This window comes from Alcanivorax sp. DG881 (assembly GCF_000155615.1).
Lineage (GTDB): Bacteria > Pseudomonadota > Gammaproteobacteria > Pseudomonadales > Alcanivoracaceae > Alcanivorax.
On record NZ_DS989915.1, the window covers coordinates 1205490 to 1223278 of the forward strand.

The window sequence follows — 17789 nt, forward strand, 5'->3', positions numbered from 1 at the left end:
CCTTAAAAAACGCAGAACGCTGGGCGCCTAGCGGCGGACGCTAACCCACGCCCGGCCAAGATCCCGCGCCGTCTATTCACTACGGGCAATAATGCCCCTCTCTTCGTCTTCGCGCTGCTTCTTGACCTTGGCGCGCACCATTCGCTCAAGCTCGTCGACCAGATCGTCAGCGGTAATGTGATGGCTTTTTTCACCGTCGCGGTAGGCCAGATTATTGGGCGTGCCGCCGGTGAGCCCCACATCCACTTCACGGGCCTCGCCCGGGCCATTCACCAGACAACCAATCACCGCCAGATCAACGGATTCGTTGATATCTTCCAGCCGCGCTTCCAGCTCGTTCACGGTTTTGATCACATCGAAGTTCTGCCGTGAGCAGCTGGGGCAGGCAATAATGTTCACGCCTTTCTTGCGCAGGTTCAGGCTTTTCAGAATATCAAAGCCCACTCGCACTTCTTCCACCGGATCTGCGGCCAGGGACACACGGATCGTGTCGCCAATGCCTTCCATCAGCAGCGAACCCAGTGCCACTGCAGATTTCACTGTGCCGGAACGGAACGTCCCCGCTTCGGTGACCCCCAGATGCAGCGGCTGTTCCAGTTGTGAGGACAGTTTGCGATAGGCCTGCAAGGTCATGAACACATTGGAGGCTTTCACGCTGACCTTGAAATCCTGGAAATCGTAACGGTCAAGAATATCCGCATGGCGCAAGGCCGATTCCACCAATGCATCAGAGGTGGGCTCGCCGTATTTACGCTGCAATTCTTTTTCCAGGGAACCGGCGTTCACGCCGATACGGATTGGCAACCCCTTGTCCTTGGCGCACTGAATCACCGCCTTGATACGGTCTTCGCGGCCAATGTTGCCGGGGTTGATACGCAGGCAATCCACGCCCTGCTCGGCCACCGCCAAGGCAATCTTGTAGTCGTAATGGATATCCGCCACCAACGGCACATCCACCTGCTTGCGGATTTTGCCAAAAGCCTCGGCGGCATCCATGGACGGCACCGACACCCGCACGATATCCACACCGGCATCCTGCAAACGGCGGATCTGGCCAACGGTGGCGTCCACATCACAGGTTTCGGTATTGGTCATGCTTTGTACGGAGATCGGGGCATCGCCACCGACAGGGACATTTCCCACCATGACTTGGCGGGTTTTACGACGTTGGATTTTAACTTCCGGTTCCATGGTGTTTTCTACCCTCGCGAATCAGGGAGCGGAGATTCGCACAACTTTACCGGGGGAATCCGTCGGCAAGGTGACAGCGCTGCCGTTGACCAGCAGCTCGTCCACCGCGCCGGCGTTACCGAGAGTCAGGCTGAACGGCGCTTTACCATCCAGCATCAGGGATGCGCCACCGGATTGCTCGCCCTGGCGCAGGGTGCGCCCGGTGGCATCGGTGACCTTGATCCAGCAATTGCTGGTAAAACTGAGCAGCAGGCGATCCAGACCGTTGGCTGCGAGCATGGACGAGCCATCATCAGCCTGCTCAGCCTGGCCATCATCCGCCTGGGGATCGCTGGCGGCGCTGGCATCAGTCTCATCGCTCTGCATACCGTCGCCAGTGACACCTTCGCCGTCAAGCCCCGCGCCCGCCGGGGCGCTCTCGGAGCCCATGCCATCAAAACCGTCAACAGCGCCACCAGAGGGCTGGGTGCCGACATTGTCATTCATGTTTTCCTGAGCGGTCTCCTGCTCTGTCGCCGGCGCTTTTTCCGGCAGTGCAGGCAATTCGCCGCTGGCAGGCCAGAGCGCCCATAACAACGCCACCAGCACCGCCAGCGCCAGCGCGATCAGCACCGGCTTGCGCCAGGCCGAAGGCGGCGGCGCAATGGACGGCAACTGCAACGGCTTGTCCAGCACATCGTCGTTAACCATCTGCTGGAAGGTGTTGGCGATTTCATCTGCCGGCAACCCGAGCAGGCGCGCATAATTGCGCAGATAGCCTTTCACAAAAGTCGCTTCCGGCAGGCGCTCGTAATCGTCCGCATCCAGGCTCTGCAGGTAGGTCAGCGACAAGTGCAAACGCTGGGCCGCCTGTGCCTGGGTCATGCCCTGGGCTTCACGGGCTTTGCGACAACGTTCGCCGGGTAAGACCACCATGTCATCGCTCATTGCTGCGCTCCTTTTTCTTGCTCAGCTTTCCATTCCTGCCACTGACGGTACTCGCCAGAGCGGCGGTACAAATTATCCAGCGCCAGCTCATAGCTGGACTGCTGGTTGCGGTAGCCCAATGAATTGGACAATTGAATCCCCAGCCACAGGGCCCGGGCACTCTGCCGACCGGTGCGCTGCACATATTGCTGGTAATAATCCCAGGCCAGGCGGCTGCGGTCTTCATCGAAGTACAGCTGCGCCAGCTCCAGGCTGGGTTGAACGGAACGCGGATTCAGACGCAGTGCTTTCACATAGGCATTGCGTGCATCGTCATCGTTCCCCAGTTTCTGGTAACAACGGCCCATGTTCTCCCAGGCACTGCCGCGCCCTTCATAGGACGGGTCGTTAGCGGCTTTCTTGAAATGCTTGAGCGCTTCCTTGTACTCGCCACGGCCATACAGCAAGGTGCCGTAGTTATTCAGGGCCGGGGAATAATGGCGGTTCGCATCCAGTGCCTTGCGGTAATGGTATTCTTCGTTGGCAGGATCCTGCTCGTACTTGTACAGCAACGCCATGGCGTTGTGTGCAACGGCACTGTCATCATCCAGGCTCAGTGCGCGGGAAAAATGACGGCGCGCTTCTGACGGGCTGCCTTGCTGCAGGTACTGCAAGCCAGCAGCCACACGGCTGTTTACCGCATCATCCACTTTTACCTTGGGTCCATCGTCCACCGTCACACACCCGGCGGCCAAAAATCCTGCAAAACTCAGGATAAAAATAACCTGAAAAAAACGTCTCATTAGGTCTGCGCTGTGTTGTTATCGGTTTGTTCGGCGCGATGAAAAATGGATTCCTTCCAGCGCTCACTGCGCCGGGTGCGATCCTTCACCTGCCCCACTAACTGACCACAAGCGGCATCGATGTCATCGCCGCGCGTTGTCCTGACCGTGGTCATTACTCCATTGTCATTCAGGTACTTGTGGAACTCCAAAATATCGTTCTTGCGTGACCGCTCATAACCGGCATGCGGAAACGGGTTGAACGGGATCAGGTTAACCTTCACGGGAATGCCGTTAAGCAGTTTAACCAATTGACGTGCATGTTCCGGCTTGTCGTTCACATCCCGCAACATCACATATTCCATGGTGATGGTGTTATGACGGTGGGTGATGTTCTTGCTGTAGCTCTTGCAGGCCGCCATCAGGTCTTTCAGCGGATACTTGCGGTTCAGCGGCACCAGCTGGTTGCGCAGCTCATCATTGGGCGCATGCAGGCTTACTGCCAGGGACACATCCAGATCTTCGCTGAGCTGATTCATCTTCGGAATCACCCCGGAGGTGGACACGGTGATGCGCTTTTTACCAATGCCGTAGCCCAGATCATCTTTCATGATCCGCATGGCCGTGAGCACCTTGTCGTAATTGAGCAGCGGCTCGCCCATGCCCATCATCACCACATTGGTAATCGGGTGCTGACCCAGGTTACGGCGCGGGCCAAAGGCGCGGCTTGCCTGCCACACCTGGCCGATGATCTCGGCGCTGGTCATGTCGCGCTGAAAGCCCTGCTTGCCGGTGGAGCAAAAGCTGCAATCCACTGCACAGCCCACCTGGGATGACACACACAGGGTGCCGCGACGACCATCGGGAATAAATACGGTTTCCACGGCACCGCCGTTATCCATTTCGAACACCCATTTACGGGTGCCGTCACGGCTGATGCTCTCGTGGGTTACCTTCGGGCCGCGGATTTCCGCCACCTCGGACAATTTCTGGCGCAATGCCTTACCCACATCGGTCATTTGCTCGAAGGAATCCGCCTGGTGGTGGTGGATCCATTTGAGCACCTGCTGGGCACGGAATTTTTTCTCCCCCATGGTCAGGAAGAACTCTTCCATTTGCGGGCGAGAAAGGCCGAGCAGATTCACCTTCTGTTGGGCAGTCATAGCATTCTCCAATAGGAAACCGGGTTTCCTTTAAACGCCAACCACGGCCAAGGCCGTGGTTGGTATTGCACGCAGGCTGAAATTAGCTAGCGCGCGGGCACAGTTCTTCGTCAGAGAAGAAGTAGGCCAGTTCGCGTGCGGCAGATTCGGTGGAGTCAGAACCATGGACCGCGTTTGCATCGATTGTTTCCGCAAAATCTGCACGAATAGTGCCAGCTTCCGCTTCTTTCGGGTTGGTAGCCCCCATCAGGTCACGGTTTTTGGCAACCGCATCTTCACCTTCCAGCACCTGTACAACGACAGGACCGCTGGTCATGAAGCCCACCAGATCCTTGAAGAAAGGACGCTCTTTGTGCTCAGCGTAGAAGCCGCCCGCCTTTTCGTCGCTCAGGTGTACCATTTTCATGGCAACCACGCTCAGGCCAGCCTTCTCGAAACGGGTAACGATTTCGCCGATCACGTTCTTGGCCACGGCATCAGGCTTGATGATAGAGAGTGTGCGCTCAACAGCCATCAGTCAGTTCACTCCAGATTTGCGTTAAATGTGGTCCTCGGGAACAGCAAGGGCTGTCCGGGGCAATGACAGGGGCGATCGCTGGCCGGTCAAAGCCGCCAGTGACACCACCCCTTGGAACCGGCGGATTATACGCAAGCGGGGCGAATTATGATACCGTTGCCGCCCCGTCGGAGGCGCCCATGTCCCGCTGTTGCCGGGGGCGCCCATTTTCTTCCTCGCCCCCTATTCGACAGCGCCCTGTAATGGCGTATAATACCCGACTAAATTACTCTGGTATTCCAACACCACCTGAACCGCAGGCCCTGATCTATGAGCCAAGCCGAACTGGACAAGCTGATTCGCTCCAACTACGAGGCCGGTTTCACCACCACGGTGGACACCGAGACCCTGCCCCCCGGGCTGAGCGAGGAGGTCATCCGTTTTCTGTCCGCCAAGAAAGGCGAACCGGAATGGATGCTGGAATGGCGTCTGGACAGCTACCACAAGTGGCTGGAGATGACTCCCCCGGACTGGGCCCACCTGCATCACCCGCCCATCGACGTCAACGAGGTGTCCTTTTATTCCAAGCCCAAGAGCCTGGACGACGCCCCGAAAAGCCTGGATGAGGTAGACCCGGAACTGCTGGCCACCTATGAAAAGCTGGGCATACCCCTGCACGAGCAGGAAATGCTGGCAGGCGTGGCCGTGGACGTGGTGTTCGACTCCTCTTCCGTCTTCACCACCTTCAAAGAGAAGCTGTGGGAAGCCGGGGTCATCTTCTGCTCCATTTCCGAAGCGATTCAGGAATACCCGGAGCTGATTCAGAAATACATGGGCTCCGTGGTACCCAAGGGCGACAACTTCTACGCCGCCCTGAACAGTGCCGTGTTTTCCGATGGCTCCTTTGTCTATATCCCCAAGGGCGTGCGCTGCCCCATGGAGCTGTCCACCTACTTCCGTATCAACGAAGCCAACACCGGCCAATTCGAGCGCACCCTGATCATTGCCGACGAAGGCAGCTACGTGAGCTACCTGGAAGGCTGCACCGCGCCCCAGCGGGACGAAAACCAGCTGCACGCAGCCGTGGTCGAGCTGGTGGCCATGCCCGGTGCCGAGATCAAATACTCCACCGTACAGAACTGGTACCCCGGTGACGAAAACGGCAAGGGCGGCATCTACAACTTCGTGACCAAGCGCGGCGTCGCCCACGACAACAGCAAGATCAGCTGGACCCAGGTGGAAACCGGCTCCGCCATCACCTGGAAGTACCCGTCAGTGATCCTGCGCGGCGACAACAGTATTGGTGAGTTCTACTCCGTGGCCCTGACCCGCCACATGCAGCAGGCGGACACCGGCACCAAGATGATCCACCTGGGCAAGAACACCAAGAGCACCATCATTTCCAAGGGCATTTCCGCCGGACGCAGCAGCAACACCTACCGCGGCCTGGTGCGGATCAGCCCCCGAGCAGAAAACGCCCGCAACTTCACCCAGTGCGACTCCCTGCTGCTGGGCGATACCTGCGGCGCGCACACCTTCCCTTACATCGAGTCGAAAAACCCCTCGGCCACCATCGAACACGAGGCCACCACCTCCAAGGTGAGTGACGACCAGATGTTCCTGTGTCGCCAGCGCGGTATCGACCCGGAAAAGGCGGTTTCCATGATCGTGAACGGCTTCTGTAAAGAGGTGTTCAAGGAACTACCCATGGAGTTTGCCGTGGAAGCGGGCAAGTTGCTGGAAGTCAGCCTGGAAGGGGCGGTGGGCTAACCCCCCGCTCCACCGAACAACACCCTGAATTAACTCGGGCCGGATTCCCGGCCCAACCGAAAGGCGCATCAAAATATGCTGGAAATTCGTGATCTGCACGCCACCGTGGCGGACAAGCCGATTCTCAAGGGCCTGAACCTGACCGTTAAACCGGGCGAGGTACACGCCATCATGGGCCCCAATGGCTCCGGCAAATCCACTCTGGCCAACGTACTGGCGGGTCGTGACAATTACGCAATCACCGGCGGCGAAGCCCTTTTCGAAGGCAACAGCCTGGCGGACCTGGAACCGGAAGAGCGCGCCCAGGCCGGCCTGTTTCTGGCCTTCCAGTACCCGGTGGAAATCCCCGGCGTCTCCAACATGGAATTTCTCAAAGCGGCTTTGGAATCCGTGCGCGGAGCCCAGGGCAAGGAAGAGTGGGATTCGGTCACCCTGCTTCGTCAGGCCCGCGCGGCCTGCAAACAGGTCAACCTGGATGCCAGCTTCCTCAAGCGCGGCGTTAACGAAGGCTTTTCCGGCGGCGAGAAAAAGCGCAACGAAATCATGCAGATGCTGCTGATGGAACCGAAGCTGGCGCTGCTCGATGAAACCGACTCCGGCCTCGACATCGACGCCCTGCAAACCGTGGCCAAGGGCGTCAACTCCCTGCGCAGCCCGGAACGCGGCATCGTGCTGGTGACCCACTATCAACGCCTGCTGGACTACATCGTGCCGGACTTCGTGCACGTGCTGTCCAACGGCCAGATCATCAAATCCGGCGGCAAGGAACTGGCCCACGAGCTGGAAGAGAAAGGCTACGGCTGGTTGACCGGAGAAGAGGAGTCCGCATGAGTCTCTCTGCCTCCTCCCTGGCGCAGGAACTGAAAACCCAGGCGCTGGCCAACGCACAGCGTAGCGGCAGCGAAGGCGATGCTCTGGCCGCCCTGGAAGCAGCCAACTTCCCTGAGCGCAAAACCGAGCGCTGGAAGTACACCTCTTTGCAGGCACTGGCCGATGGCCATCTCAATGCCATCGCCGACGGCGAAATCAGCCAACCGCTGCCCGCTCTGTCTGAGCATGTGGTGACGATCAACAACGGCCAGTTGGTCAGCCACAACCTGCCCGATGGCGTAACCCTGTCCCACGATGGCCCTGCCATCAACGGCCTGCAGACCCCGTTTGCGTTCTACAACAGCGCCGTTGCCAGCCAGCCCGTGGTGCTGACCGTGGCCGCCAACACCCGTATCGAGCAGCCCATCCATGTGCAGATCCAGTCTGCCAGCGATGCCCCCGCGCACTGCAATCCGCGCCTGGTGGTGGTATTGAATCAGGGCGCCGAAGCCGCCGTGATCGAGCATTACCATGGGCAAGGCGAGGCGTTGACCAATGCGGTCACCGCCTTGGTCACCGCCGACAATGCCCAGCTGACTCACTATCGGCTGCAGGGCGAGCAGGCCAGCAGCCTGCATATCGGCACCCTGATCATCGATCAGCAAGGCATCAGCAAGGTCGACAGCTACCAGTTGATGACCGGCAACCGCCTGCGTCGTAACGACGTGCGCGCCCTGGTCAGCAAAAGCGGCGCCGAACTGAACATGAAAGGCATCTTCGTGGTGCGCGACAAGACCCACGTGGACAACCAGCTGTGCGTAGAGCACTCGGTGCCCAACTGTGAATCGGACCAGAACTTCAAAGGCCTGGCCGGCGAAAATGGCAAGGCAGTGTTCAACGGCCGCATCCATATTCACCCCGGTGCCAGCGGCACCAATGCCGAGCTGTCCAACAAGAACCTGCTGCTCAATCCCGGCGCCGAAATCAACACTAAGCCGGAGCTGGAAATCTACAACGACGACGTAAAGTGTGCCCACGGCACCACCGTCGGCCAGCTTGATGCCATGCAGCAGTTCTACCTGCAATCGCGCGGCATTCCGGCCGCCGAAGCCAAGCGCATGCTGAGCCTGGGCTTCGTCAACGAGCTGCTGATGACCCTGCCCCACGAGAAAGTAGCCGAATGGGCCACGCCCTGGCTGGAAGCCGAGCTGGCTCACACCACGCCGGCGGGAGAGTCTGCCGCATGATGGATATCCAGGCCCTGCGCGCACAATTTCCGATTCTCGATCAACAGGTGAACGGCAAGCCGCTGGTCTATCTGGACAATGGCGCCACCACCCAGAAACCGGTGGCGGTGCTGGAAGCGCTGGATAACTACTACCGCACGGTGAATTCCAACGTGCACCGTGGCGCTCACTACCTGAGCGACGAAGCCACCGGCCAGTTCGAAGGTGCCCGCGAAACGGTAGCGCACTTCCTCAACGCCAGCCGCGAAGAAATCCTGTGGACCAAGGGCACCACCGAGTCCATCAACATGGTGGCCCAGTGCGTGGCCCGGGAGCGCCTGCAGCCCGGCGATGAAGTGCTGATCGGCACCAGCGAGCACCACGCCAACATCGTCCCCTGGCAACAGGCCTGCGCCGCCACCGGCGCCACACTGAAAGTGATTCCGCTGCGTGACGACTGCAGCCTGGATCAGGACGCCTTCGTCCAACTACTCAGTGAGAAAACCAAAATTTTCGCCATTGGCCATGCCAGCAATGCGCTGGGCACGCTGAACCCGGTGAAAGAGATGGTGGCCCGGGCGAAAGCCGCCGGCGCCATCACCTTGATCGACGGCGCCCAGGCCGTGGCCCACTTCCCGGTGGACGTGCAGGATCTGGACGTGGATTTCTACGCCTTCTCCGGGCATAAGCTATTTGGCCCCACCGGTATCGGCGTACTCTATGGCCGCCGCGCACTGCTGGAAGCCATGCCGCCCTACCAGACCGGCGGGGAAATGATTGAAACGGTCAGCTTCGAAGCAAGCACCTGGAACCAGCTGCCTTACAAATTCGAAGCGGGCACGCCCAACATCGCCGGCGCCATCGGCCTGGCCGCCGCCATTGAGTGGCTGAACCAGCAGGATCGCCCGGCCCTGGCCGTCCACGAAGACGCCTTACTGGCCCGCGCCACCGAGCGCGCCCAAGCCTGCGACGGCTTGAAAATCATCGGCACCGCCACCAGTAAAGTGAGTGTACTGTCCTTTTTGCTGGACGGTGGCCACCCGGCCGATGTGGGCATGCTGCTGGATAAACAGGGCATCGCCGTTCGCACCGGCCACCACTGCACCATGCCATTGATGGATACTTTGGGTATTCCCGGTACTGTCAGGGCCTCATTCTCGATTTATAATACGCTGGAAGAGGTGGATCGCCTGTTCGAAGGTCTTGAGAAGGTCAAAACCTTCCTGTGACACCAGGCACACCTGATCCGGTTTTTTCGCGTCAAGCGTCGGGCGTTAAGCGTCTGGCGTTTCATGCAAGGTAGGTAACACATGACCGTTCAGACATTCCAACCCGGCCAGGTCACCCTCAACCTGACCGAGGCAGCCAACCAACAGGCTCTGCGTGAAATCCAGCGGGCCAATGCCACCGGTATTCGCCTGGATCTGGACGAGTCCGGCTGCTCCGGGTTCATGTACACCCTGGACTTCGTGGAAGAACCCAAGGACGGCGACAAGCTGTTTGAAATCGACGGCGTAAACCTCTACGTACCGGAAAAATGGCTCCCCATGCTCAACGGCCTGGTCATCGACTACGTCACCGAAGGCGTCAACAGCCTGTTCAAGTTCCGCAACCCCAACGCCACCGGCGAATGCGGCTGCGGCGAAAGTTTTACGGTAGACGACGTCTAACCACCGGCCCGGGAAGACAATGGCAGACCAACGTACGGTAGTGGTTCAACGCGACGTTCCGGCCCGTAAGGTACCGGACGGCACCCGTATTACCATTCCCAAGAACAGCTTCGTCAACCTGCGCCAGGCGCTGGGTGGCACCTATACCGTCACCATCAACGGCAACATGGCGCGCATCGACGGCACCGACGCCGATGCCATCGGCCAGGAACCGCTGGAGCTGAATTTTGCGCCCGCCAACGGCGACGGCAGCGTGCGCGACGATGACCTGAACACCGTCCTGGAGACCATTTTCGATCCGGAAATCCCGGTGAGCATCATGGCTTTGGGTCTGGTCTATGGCTGCGACGTCATCCAGCGAGACGGGCAGAACGTGGTACAGGTACGCATGACCCTGACCGCCCCCAACTGCGGCATGGGCCCGGTGCTGGTGGGCGACGTGGAAGACCGGCTCGGCAAAGTCCCCAACGTGGACAAGGTGGAAGTGGCCCTGGTGTTCGACCCACCCTGGAGCCGCGAGATGATCAGCGAAGAAGCCCAGCTCGAACTGGGGATGTTCTAAATTTACGCCAGACGCTTGACGCCAAACGCCAGACGAGGAAAACCATCACCGGTTTAGCGTCAGGCATCAGGCGTCCAGCGTCAGGCCACGGAGCTCAACGACGTGCAATTTGATATTCGCAGCATCAAGCTTGGCAAGGACGTGACCGCCGAGGACATTGCCGAGGACCTGGAATTTCTGGATGACTGGGAAGAGCGTTATCGCTATATCATCGACCTCGGCAAGCAGCTGCCCGGCCTCCCTGACGATTTGAAGACCGAAGACCGGTTTGTGCGCGGCTGCCAGAGCCAGGTATGGCTGGAAACCGATTACGACAGTGATGCCGACACCCTGTATCTGGCGGTGGATTCCGATGCGCTGATCGTGAAAGGGCTGGCCGCCATCGTGCTGTCGGCACTCAACCAGCAATCCCCCCAGGGCATTCATGACTACGACATGGACGGCTTCTTCGACCGTATCGATCTGCTCGGCCACTTGAGTCCCACCCGTGGCAACGGCCTGCGCGCCATGGTCGCCAAGATCAAACACCAGGCCACCCAACTGGCCGCCTGAACGCGCTCCCTCTTCTCTGCAGGGGCGGCTCTCGAGCCGCGAACCTGCTTGCGAAAGCCTTTCCGGGTGCGGTTGGCGCCTCAAGCAGCGCTCCTACAAAACCTAGCCCACATCCTGAGCAGAAAAACACTGCGACTGCAGCTGGAACAAGAACCGACATTCCCCTTCCTGCTCGCCGTCCTCTGCGGCTAGCAGCAACGCCGTCTCCTGAAAATGCTCAGCCAGCCCCTTCACCGCCCCCAGAATCATCGGCGCCATATTACGGTGTGAAAGGTAGTGAATTTCCAGCGTGCCTTCACCGCACTGGCGCACCTGAATATTCGGCGCACTGGCGGCCGGGTCCTTGAGTTTCAGCACCCGCTCATGGATGGTCTGCATATTCAGCAGCAGCGCCTGGGTGCCCCAATCCGCCGGAATCATGGCCTGGTACATGCGCACCAGCGGCCCAATGACCCACTCACCAAAATCCGCCAGCAAGTCCTCCCGGCGCAGGCCGGTGGCATTCACTGCCGCCTCCAGCAACGCCTCCATTTCCGCATCCGGGTACAGGGCCACCGGCAGGTAGGTTTTTCCGTCAAGCCCGGCACCGGCAATCACATCGCCCCAGGCATCCGCACCGAGAAATTCATCCAGGTAAGTTTTGAAGTTGGAAACGATGACACCATGCATGGCACGTCCTCGCGATCAGTGCGGTTAATCCTCACTGAGAGCAAAGCAAAAGCCATACCGGAAAACGGGCCTCTGAGCGGCCCGGAAACACCGCTGGGCAAGGCTCGCCCGGGCGGTGGAGACAACACAGTGCCGGAAACCGTCACATTCTTACCCGGACGGTCCCCGATCGCTGCTGTCAGGCGGACACAGTGCGCAGTCGCGACACCGCGTCGGTCACCGACGCAATGGCGCGCTCGATATCCTCGTCCGTGGTAAAACGCCCCACGGAAAAACGTACCGACCCATGGGCCAGCGCATCTTCAACCCCCATGGCCTTGAGCACATAGGAAGGCTCCAGCGAGGCAGAGGTACACGCCGAACCGGACGACACCGCCACGCCATTCATGGCCGTCAGCAGCATCTCGCCATCCACGCCCTCGAACGCCACATTCAGGTGCCCCGGCAAACGCGGAGCGCCCTCGCCGTTCACACTCACGCCGCCCAGGGCCTCGATTCCTTGCCACAGGCGATCACGCAACGCAGCGATACGCGGCCCTTCCTCGTCCTTCAGCAACCCGGCAAGCGCAAAGGCTCCGCCCATCCCCACAATCTGGTGCGTCGCCAGGGTGCCGGAGCGCATACCGCGCTCATGGCCACCGCCGTGAATTTGCGCGGCCACCTTCACGTCTGGCGAACGGCGCACATACAAGGCGCCGATACCCTTTGGGCCGTAGACCTTGTGAGCACACACTGACACCAGATCCACCGGCAGGGTTTTCACGTCGAGGGGCAGCTTGCCGACAGACTGGGCGGCATCCGTGTGGAACAGCACGCCACGCTCGCGGCACAGGGCACCGATGGCGGCGATATCATTGATCACCCCGGTCTCGTTGTTGGCGTGCATCACGCTCACCAGCACCGTGTCCTCACGCATGCCATTCGCCACGCTCTGCGGGCTCACCTGGCCGTCTTTCTCCGGTTTCAGGTAGGTCACCGCATGGCCCTGGCTTTCCAGCCAGCCACAGGCATCCAACACCGCCTTGTGTTCGGTGGCACTGGTGATCACATGGCCACCACCACGGGCATCGATAGCCCCTTTCAGCGCCAGGTTATTGGCCTCGGTGGCACCACTGGTCCACACCACTTCGCGGGGGTCCGCATTCAACAGGTCGGCAACCTGACGGCGGGCAGATTCCACCGCTTCTTCCGCCAGCCAACCGTACAGGTGGCTGCGTGATGCGGGGTTGGCAAAGGTGCCCTCAGGGCCAAGATGACGGACCATAGCGTCTACCACCGCCGGGTCTACCGGAGTGGTCGCCGCATAGTCCAGGTAAACGGCATTACTCATGATGGGTATCGTATGGCTGGTATCGGGTTACTGAGGCCGGCAGCGCGCCGGCACACAATCAAAGACTGCTGACGGGCAAGCGCTGCTGCTGGCGATCCTGGCGCTGGGCCACATGCCGCACTTCCTGGCGGGCCACCAGCTCACCCAGCGTAATACCGCTGAGAAAATCCTGAATCTGGTCGGACAGATCGCACCACAGATGATGGGTCAGGCAGGTATCGCCTTCCTGACAATCCCCATGGCCACCACAACGGGTGGCATCCACCGATTCATCCACCGCCGCAATCACCGCCGCCACGTCAATCTGCTCACTCTCCCGGCTCAGCTGATAGCCGCCGCCGGGGCCACGCACACTGCTCACCAGCCCATTACGGCGAAGCTTGGCGAACAGCTGTTCCAGGTAGGAAATGGAAATACCCTGACGCTCGGAAATATCCGCCAACGACACAGGCCCCGTCGCTGCATGCAGCGCCAGATCCAGCATCGCGGTTACCGCATAGCGGCCTTTGGTCGTCAAACGCATATCCACACCTTTCTTGCGTGTATTTAAAGAGTGAGAGTAGTAATCCCGAGCAATTTGGTCAAGTATTCTTGCTTTGCAAGACTAACGAACCCAGCCAGCAAATGATAGTGATTTTCATTTACACGGCAACTATGGCAGATTCCTTGCCCTACAGGCAACTTCTGATCAAACATTACCCAGCCTCACCGGCAATGCTTGACACCCGCCCCCACCTCACGGAAAATTCGCGACCTCAAATGGCAAGGTAGCTCAGCTGGTTAGAGCACAGCACTCATAATGCTGGGGTCGGCGGTTCAAGTCCGCCCCTTGCTACCAGACAAAGAAAAAGGGTTAGAGAGCGATCTCTAACCCTTTTTTGTGGCCGCCGATAGTCGCGCCGCGGCCGCATCAAGCTTTATGCGCCACTCAACAGGCTGACAACACCTGCTCTGTCCGAGTCAGCGCCCCCTTCTCCTCTCTCCTTGGGCTGTAGGAGCAACTCTCGAGGTGTGAACCAATGCGCCTCGACCTGGCAAAACAGAGAAACACGCGCACGGGGCAAAACCTCGTATCTTGAAGATCTCGAGATAAAACAGGATGATATCCTTGGTGAGTTGGTGCGGACTGCGTCGCGCAACAAGGAATAGAGGTCATCCAGCGCGCAGCGCAAAGATAGTTCTCAAATAGAATAAAATCTGCACATGATTACTGAACACAGCTCATAAAGTTCAGCACAGAATAAATTTCAATCTCAGGGAAGGGATATGAACACACCACGCCAAGGCTGGCAGCTTGCTCTGTCTGTCGCTCTCCTCTTTGGTTTATCCAATACCGCTCTAGCCGATGCCGTGCTTGAAAAGCGCATCACCAAGTACAAGCCCATCTGTTCAGACTACGAAAGTGCAAAGAAAATTGCAGAATGCCACCGTCCACCTGGTAGTTATCAAGCCGCATACCAAATGACTGGTGAACGAAGAAAACGGGCACTAGAACAAGGACGAAAGGCCATCAAGATGAGCCGTGATACAGACAGGCACATGCAGAACAAGTACCGCTACCGCTGAGAAAATAGATAATGAAATACCTGATAGCCTCACTACTCCTCGGTATTATTTTTTTCGCCCAAGCTGATGTCAGTAAAGAGATCGTTAAGGCTATCGGAAATTCAGCCGCCGGGATTGCGCGAGCCATTGCCGAAGAACAACGCAAAGCCTCCCAAGCCGCATCAATGACCGCCCTTTGTGAAAGCGAAGGCAACCATAGTAATTCCGCGCTTTGTTTCATGACTCCACAGGGGAAACGAGTCTGGGAACTGGAAGGAACCGAACGCGCTTACTGGATGAAAGTAGGTCAAGAGCACCACAAAGAAGCCATGTTCCAAAAGCGGCAAGAGCAGCAACGCCAGCGGGAACAGGCAAAGCAGCAAGTCGATGCGTACAAAATCAACTTACAGCTTTGTCAGTTTTGGCGAGATCAGCCTGATTCTGAGCGGAAGATCGCTAAAGAGAAGGAATACTGTGGAGTTTAACGCTCGGCGCAGCGGGCAAATTGGAGCGAGGAACGAGCGGAAATTTGGTCCGCCTGCCGCCGCTTGTTAAGTGATTTCACCAACCTCACCCTTTTGTTCTTACAATCATCAATCCGACAACACTCACCAGAAACGGCCAGATCCATTTCCAATGTGCCAAATAGAATCGAACGCAGGAATGGAGCGCAATTGAAGTCCAGTGTCGCTCATAAGAACCCATCAGCATTGGGCTACCAGGAGGTTCAGGCACATATTTTCCTTCCCACCATTTCTTAATCGCTTCCTTAGCCTTCATTTTTCTCACTTAACAGCGTATTCAATTGCACTTGCGATATATCACTTTGCAATATATCCCCGATCTGGCTCTTTGCTCAAATCACGCCAAAATAAAAACAGTTCAATGAGTTACTATAAAAAAAGGAATCACTCTCACCTGACTTTTCTTGCATTTGCGTGTTGAACAGGAATTTTTACTTCGACTTTTCTTGCACCTCGAATTTTCAAAACTCACTTTACATCATCAACTTACAAATTTATGTAAGCGATACCTTACATACTTAATTTGCGCGCTGGTGAAAAACGGCCCGGGAACATGTAGTTGCAATCAAAAATCACATTGCCCACATGACACCCGCTTAGACAGGAAGTCCTCTTTACAGCAACCCTAAATAATTTAACTTGCTGTTTTGTAAAAATAAGCCAATTTATGGAAAGGTGAATTCGCCCTCACAATGCTGGAGTCGGCGGTTCAAGTCCGCCCCTTGCTACCAGACAAAAAAAGGCCTGACGGAAACGTCAGGCCCCTTTTCGTTTTCTTGAAACGCGCACGTTCTACATAAACTGATACTGCAAACCGATGGTGTAGGCATCCACCTTCACATCATCGGCGTCGTAGCGGTTTGCTTCGCCACGTAATAACAAATTATCCAAGCCATAGGTGAAGCCCGCTCCCCAGACCGGATCAAAACCGGAATCATCGTCGCCGTGATCAACGTCAGATTCCCAGGCCCAGCCGCCAGCGCGTACAAATAACCGGGTGCCGGTCGCTACGTCGAAAAAGCCGGCGAACACGACCTCACTGCCGTAAAGTTTGACGTCTTCGTCAGCACCGCCAAATTCCGCCGTGTATTCGCCCAGATAGGTTTGCGCAATTTCACCGCCCAGGTGAATGCGATCCCTGGCCACCGGAAACGTGAGCCCTGCGAGGAGGGAAAAGGTGTGGTCAGTGGAGTCGACATCTGTGCCGGCAGGAAAATCCCCGTCACCGTAATCCAGATCGGTCCAGCCTCCTTTCAAGGCGCCGTGCACATTGAGGTCGGCGGCGGCGGTCGTTGCCAGCACCATGCTGCAAGACAATACGATAAAGTTTCTGAGTAAAGCCATGAGTCGCTCCCTGCGATCATTATTGGATTATCCGTTGAGTCTACCGCGATAGTGCTGCGTCAGGCAGCAGCCCGAATCACCGTATCGTTGCCCTTTTGTATCCCTCATGGCGGATACACATCGCCTTTCCATTACGCCGTGACCGAGTGGCTCACCCGGAATTCTCCCGGGCTGACGCCGGTCCACCGTTTGAAGGCACGGTTAAAGTTGGCTGCGGAAGAAAAGCCCACCAGATAGGCGATTTCGCCCAGTGTCAGGTGACGCTGCTCGATATATTCCAGCGCCAGCTTCCTGCGGGTCTGTTCCAGAATGTCTTTGAAACTGGTGCCCTGCTCGCTGAGTTTTCGCTGTAAATTGCGCAAGCTCATTCCCAGGGTGCTGGCAATGTCAGCCTGGGTGGGCGAGCCCAGGGCCAGCTTGTCCTGGATGCGACACTTCACCCGGTTGGCCAGGTCATTCTGGTCGACACGAGACAGGTACTCGTCGAGCATTTTTTCATGGCTCTGGGTCAGCATCATGTTGTGGGTAAGCAGTTTCTGTGCGGCCTGCTCCCGATCGAACACCACCACGTTGCAGTCCGCATTGAAGTGGATATCACAGCCGAAAAAGTCTTCCAGATAGGCCGCTCCCTGCTCCGGAGGGGGCGTATGAAAACTGACGTGCAACGGCCGCAGTGCCGTCTCCACCGCTTCACGGGCAAATGTCACCAGGGTGGCGAAGAATATCTCGATTTCCCAACGCCCCAGCGCCGGCTTGCCGGTCACCTCGTTGAACACCGGCATGGTGCGGATGGCAAGGCCCGCCGGTTCTTCGAGCACGTCAGCCCAGCAGGCATTCGAGAGCACGCGCTTGTAACGCACGATGCGCAGCAACGCATCTTCCAGGGAGGCCGACGACATCATTGCGTAGCCCAGCGCATGGAACATGCCGGGGTGAAAATGCTGACCCACCTGAACACTGAAATCTTTCCCCGGCAGGCGGGCATTGCAATAGGCCACCAGGGAGGAGAGCTTGGCCACCGCCATTCTGGATTCCAAGTTCTCCAGATCCGCGGCGGCGATACCACAGGCATCGAACGCCGCCTGCACGTCGATACCATGGGCCTGCATGGTCTTGGATATGGGGATCACCCAGCCGCTCAGGGCTATATATTCGCTTTGCACATTTTCAGCCTTTATTGCCCCGGCGGCCCCTACTGGCCCCGGCATTACACCTTTGCTCCAAGCCCCCATTTTACCGCCACGGCGCG

Annotated in this window: 19 protein-coding genes and 1 tRNA gene; 10 read left to right on the forward strand and 10 right to left on the reverse strand. The window is 58.0% G+C overall.

Going from position 1 to position 17789, the window contains the following annotated elements; genetic code table 11:
• Positions 1-72 precede the first annotated feature (72 nt).
• From ispG to ndk, 5 genes are all read right to left on the reverse strand, one after another.
• Positions 73-1191, reverse strand: coding sequence for a flavodoxin-dependent (E)-4-hydroxy-3-methylbut-2-enyl-diphosphate synthase (ispG, locus tag ADG881_RS05355; RefSeq protein WP_007149726.1), 1119 nt, complete (start codon positions 1189-1191; stop codon positions 73-75).
• Positions 1192-1212: 21 nt separating this feature from the next.
• Positions 1213-2118, reverse strand: coding sequence for a RodZ domain-containing protein (locus ADG881_RS05360; RefSeq protein WP_007151429.1), 906 nt, complete (start codon positions 2116-2118; stop codon positions 1213-1215).
• On the reverse strand, positions 2115-2900 hold the full coding sequence (gene pilW, locus ADG881_RS05365) for a type IV pilus biogenesis/stability protein PilW (protein WP_007149718.1): 786 nt from the start codon (positions 2898-2900) through the stop codon (positions 2115-2117). Before pilW ends, ADG881_RS05360 begins: the two co-directional genes overlap by 4 nt.
• A complete protein-coding gene (rlmN, locus tag ADG881_RS05370; RefSeq protein ID WP_007148979.1) occupies positions 2900-4042 on the reverse strand; it encodes a 23S rRNA (adenine(2503)-C(2))-methyltransferase RlmN in 1143 nt (380 codons plus the stop codon). Before rlmN ends, pilW begins: the two co-directional genes overlap by 1 nt.
• Before the next feature lie 82 nt (positions 4043-4124).
• Positions 4125-4556: a nucleoside-diphosphate kinase gene (ndk, locus tag ADG881_RS05375; protein WP_007148916.1), complete on the reverse strand. Its 432-nt coding sequence runs from the start codon at positions 4554-4556 to the stop codon at positions 4125-4127.
• Between the two features lie 312 nt (positions 4557-4868).
• Here ndk and sufB point away from each other — a divergent pair, with 312 nt between their 5' ends.
• The 7 genes from sufB (at position 4869) to ADG881_RS05410 (ending at position 11128) form a co-directional block, all read left to right on the forward strand.
• Entirely contained in the window at positions 4869-6308 is a 1440-nt protein-coding gene (sufB, locus tag ADG881_RS05380) for a Fe-S cluster assembly protein SufB (RefSeq protein WP_007148491.1), read from the forward strand.
• Between the two features lie 75 nt (positions 6309-6383).
• A complete protein-coding gene (gene sufC / locus ADG881_RS05385; RefSeq protein WP_007148819.1) occupies positions 6384-7139 on the forward strand; it encodes a Fe-S cluster assembly ATPase SufC in 756 nt (251 codons plus the stop codon).
• Positions 7136-8365, forward strand: a complete 1230-nt coding sequence (gene sufD, locus ADG881_RS05390) for a Fe-S cluster assembly protein SufD (RefSeq protein ID WP_007149693.1) — start codon at positions 7136-7138, stop codon at positions 8363-8365. Before sufC ends, sufD begins: the two co-directional genes overlap by 4 nt.
• Positions 8362-9573: an aminotransferase class V-fold PLP-dependent enzyme gene (locus ADG881_RS05395; RefSeq protein WP_007151028.1), complete on the forward strand. Its 1212-nt coding sequence runs from the start codon at positions 8362-8364 to the stop codon at positions 9571-9573. The genes sufD and ADG881_RS05395 overlap by 4 nt, the downstream gene beginning before the upstream one ends.
• An 81-nt stretch (positions 9574-9654) precedes the next feature.
• Complete coding sequence (locus tag ADG881_RS05400) at positions 9655-10014, forward strand: iron-sulfur cluster assembly accessory protein (protein ID WP_007149186.1); 360 nt, start codon at positions 9655-9657, stop codon at positions 10012-10014.
• A 19-nt stretch (positions 10015-10033) separates the two neighbouring features.
• Positions 10034-10576, forward strand: a complete 543-nt coding sequence (gene sufT, locus ADG881_RS05405) for a putative Fe-S cluster assembly protein SufT (RefSeq protein ID WP_007149671.1) — start codon at positions 10034-10036, stop codon at positions 10574-10576.
• Positions 10577-10678: 102 nt separating this feature from the next.
• A complete protein-coding gene (locus ADG881_RS05410; RefSeq protein ID WP_007151003.1) occupies positions 10679-11128 on the forward strand; it encodes a SufE family protein in 450 nt (149 codons plus the stop codon).
• Positions 11129-11230: 102 nt separating this feature from the next.
• Here the strand turns inward: ADG881_RS05410 and ADG881_RS05415 are convergent, their stop codons facing one another.
• The 3 genes from ADG881_RS05415 to iscR all read right to left on the reverse strand — a co-directional run bounded on the left by ADG881_RS05415 (position 11231) and on the right by iscR (position 13650).
• Positions 11231-11797: a heme NO-binding domain-containing protein gene (locus ADG881_RS05415; RefSeq protein ID WP_007149583.1), complete on the reverse strand. Its 567-nt coding sequence runs from the start codon at positions 11795-11797 to the stop codon at positions 11231-11233.
• A gap of 178 nt (positions 11798-11975) precedes the next feature.
• The gene (locus tag ADG881_RS05420; RefSeq protein ID WP_007151309.1) at positions 11976-13127 is read right to left on the reverse strand and encodes an IscS subfamily cysteine desulfurase; all 1152 of its coding nucleotides are present in this window, start codon (positions 13125-13127) and stop codon (positions 11976-11978) included.
• A gap of 58 nt (positions 13128-13185) precedes the next feature.
• Positions 13186-13650 carry a Fe-S cluster assembly transcriptional regulator IscR gene (iscR, locus tag ADG881_RS05425; protein WP_039926280.1) on the reverse strand — a complete coding sequence of 155 codons (465 nt, stop codon included), beginning with the start codon at positions 13648-13650 and terminating at the stop codon, positions 13186-13188.
• Between the two features lie 238 nt (positions 13651-13888).
• Between iscR and ADG881_RS05430 the strand changes: the two genes are divergently transcribed.
• The 3 genes from ADG881_RS05430 to ADG881_RS05440 all read left to right on the forward strand — a co-directional run bounded on the left by ADG881_RS05430 (position 13889) and on the right by ADG881_RS05440 (position 15157).
• Positions 13889-13965, forward strand: a tRNA-Met gene (locus ADG881_RS05430).
• A gap of 428 nt (positions 13966-14393) precedes the next feature.
• The gene (locus ADG881_RS05435; protein ID WP_039926282.1) at positions 14394-14693 is read left to right on the forward strand and encodes a hypothetical protein; all 300 of its coding nucleotides are present in this window, start codon (positions 14394-14396) and stop codon (positions 14691-14693) included.
• 11 nt (positions 14694-14704) lie between these two features.
• Positions 14705-15157 carry a hypothetical protein gene (locus ADG881_RS05440; RefSeq protein ID WP_039926283.1) on the forward strand — a complete coding sequence of 151 codons (453 nt, stop codon included), beginning with the start codon at positions 14705-14707 and terminating at the stop codon, positions 15155-15157.
• 831 nt (positions 15158-15988) lie between these two features.
• Here ADG881_RS05440 and ADG881_RS17225 read toward each other — a convergent pair.
• Together ADG881_RS17225 and ADG881_RS05450 are read right to left on the reverse strand one after the other, a co-directional pair.
• Positions 15989-16540, reverse strand: a complete 552-nt coding sequence (locus ADG881_RS17225; protein WP_050760122.1) for an outer membrane beta-barrel protein — start codon at positions 16538-16540, stop codon at positions 15989-15991.
• 131 nt (positions 16541-16671) lie between these two features.
• Complete coding sequence (locus ADG881_RS05450; protein WP_039926285.1) at positions 16672-17703, reverse strand: AraC family transcriptional regulator; 1032 nt, start codon at positions 17701-17703, stop codon at positions 16672-16674.
• Positions 17704-17789 lie beyond the last annotated feature (86 nt).

Coding starts and splice junctions, on each gene's coding strand:
- ispG (WP_007149726.1), bottom strand. CDS start 1,191: ATGGAACCGGAAGTTAAAATCCAACGTCGTAAAACCCGCCAAGTCATG.
- ADG881_RS05360 (WP_007151429.1), bottom strand. CDS start 2,118: ATGAGCGATGACATGGTGGTCTTACCCGGCGAACGTTGTCGCAAAGCC.
- pilW (WP_007149718.1), bottom strand. CDS start 2,900: ATGAGACGTTTTTTTCAGGTTATTTTTATCCTGAGTTTTGCAGGATTT.
- rlmN (WP_007148979.1), bottom strand. CDS start 4,042: ATGACTGCCCAACAGAAGGTGAATCTGCTCGGCCTTTCTCGCCCGCAA.
- ndk (WP_007148916.1), bottom strand. CDS start 4,556: ATGGCTGTTGAGCGCACACTCTCTATCATCAAGCCTGATGCCGTGGCC.
- sufB (WP_007148491.1), top strand. CDS start 4,869: ATGAGCCAAGCCGAACTGGACAAGCTGATTCGCTCCAACTACGAGGCC.
- sufC (WP_007148819.1), top strand. CDS start 6,384: ATGCTGGAAATTCGTGATCTGCACGCCACCGTGGCGGACAAGCCGATT.
- sufD (WP_007149693.1), top strand. CDS start 7,136: ATGAGTCTCTCTGCCTCCTCCCTGGCGCAGGAACTGAAAACCCAGGCG.
- ADG881_RS05395 (WP_007151028.1), top strand. CDS start 8,362: ATGATGGATATCCAGGCCCTGCGCGCACAATTTCCGATTCTCGATCAA.
- ADG881_RS05400 (WP_007149186.1), top strand. CDS start 9,655: ATGACCGTTCAGACATTCCAACCCGGCCAGGTCACCCTCAACCTGACC.
- sufT (WP_007149671.1), top strand. CDS start 10,034: ATGGCAGACCAACGTACGGTAGTGGTTCAACGCGACGTTCCGGCCCGT.
- ADG881_RS05415 (WP_007149583.1), bottom strand. CDS start 11,797: ATGCATGGTGTCATCGTTTCCAACTTCAAAACTTACCTGGATGAATTT.
- ADG881_RS05420 (WP_007151309.1), bottom strand. CDS start 13,127: ATGAGTAATGCCGTTTACCTGGACTATGCGGCGACCACTCCGGTAGAC.
- iscR (WP_039926280.1), bottom strand. CDS start 13,650: ATGCGTTTGACGACCAAAGGCCGCTATGCGGTAACCGCGATGCTGGAT.
- ADG881_RS05435 (WP_039926282.1), top strand. CDS start 14,394: ATGAACACACCACGCCAAGGCTGGCAGCTTGCTCTGTCTGTCGCTCTC.
- ADG881_RS05440 (WP_039926283.1), top strand. CDS start 14,705: ATGAAATACCTGATAGCCTCACTACTCCTCGGTATTATTTTTTTCGCC.
- ADG881_RS17225 (WP_050760122.1), bottom strand. CDS start 16,540: ATGGCTTTACTCAGAAACTTTATCGTATTGTCTTGCAGCATGGTGCTG.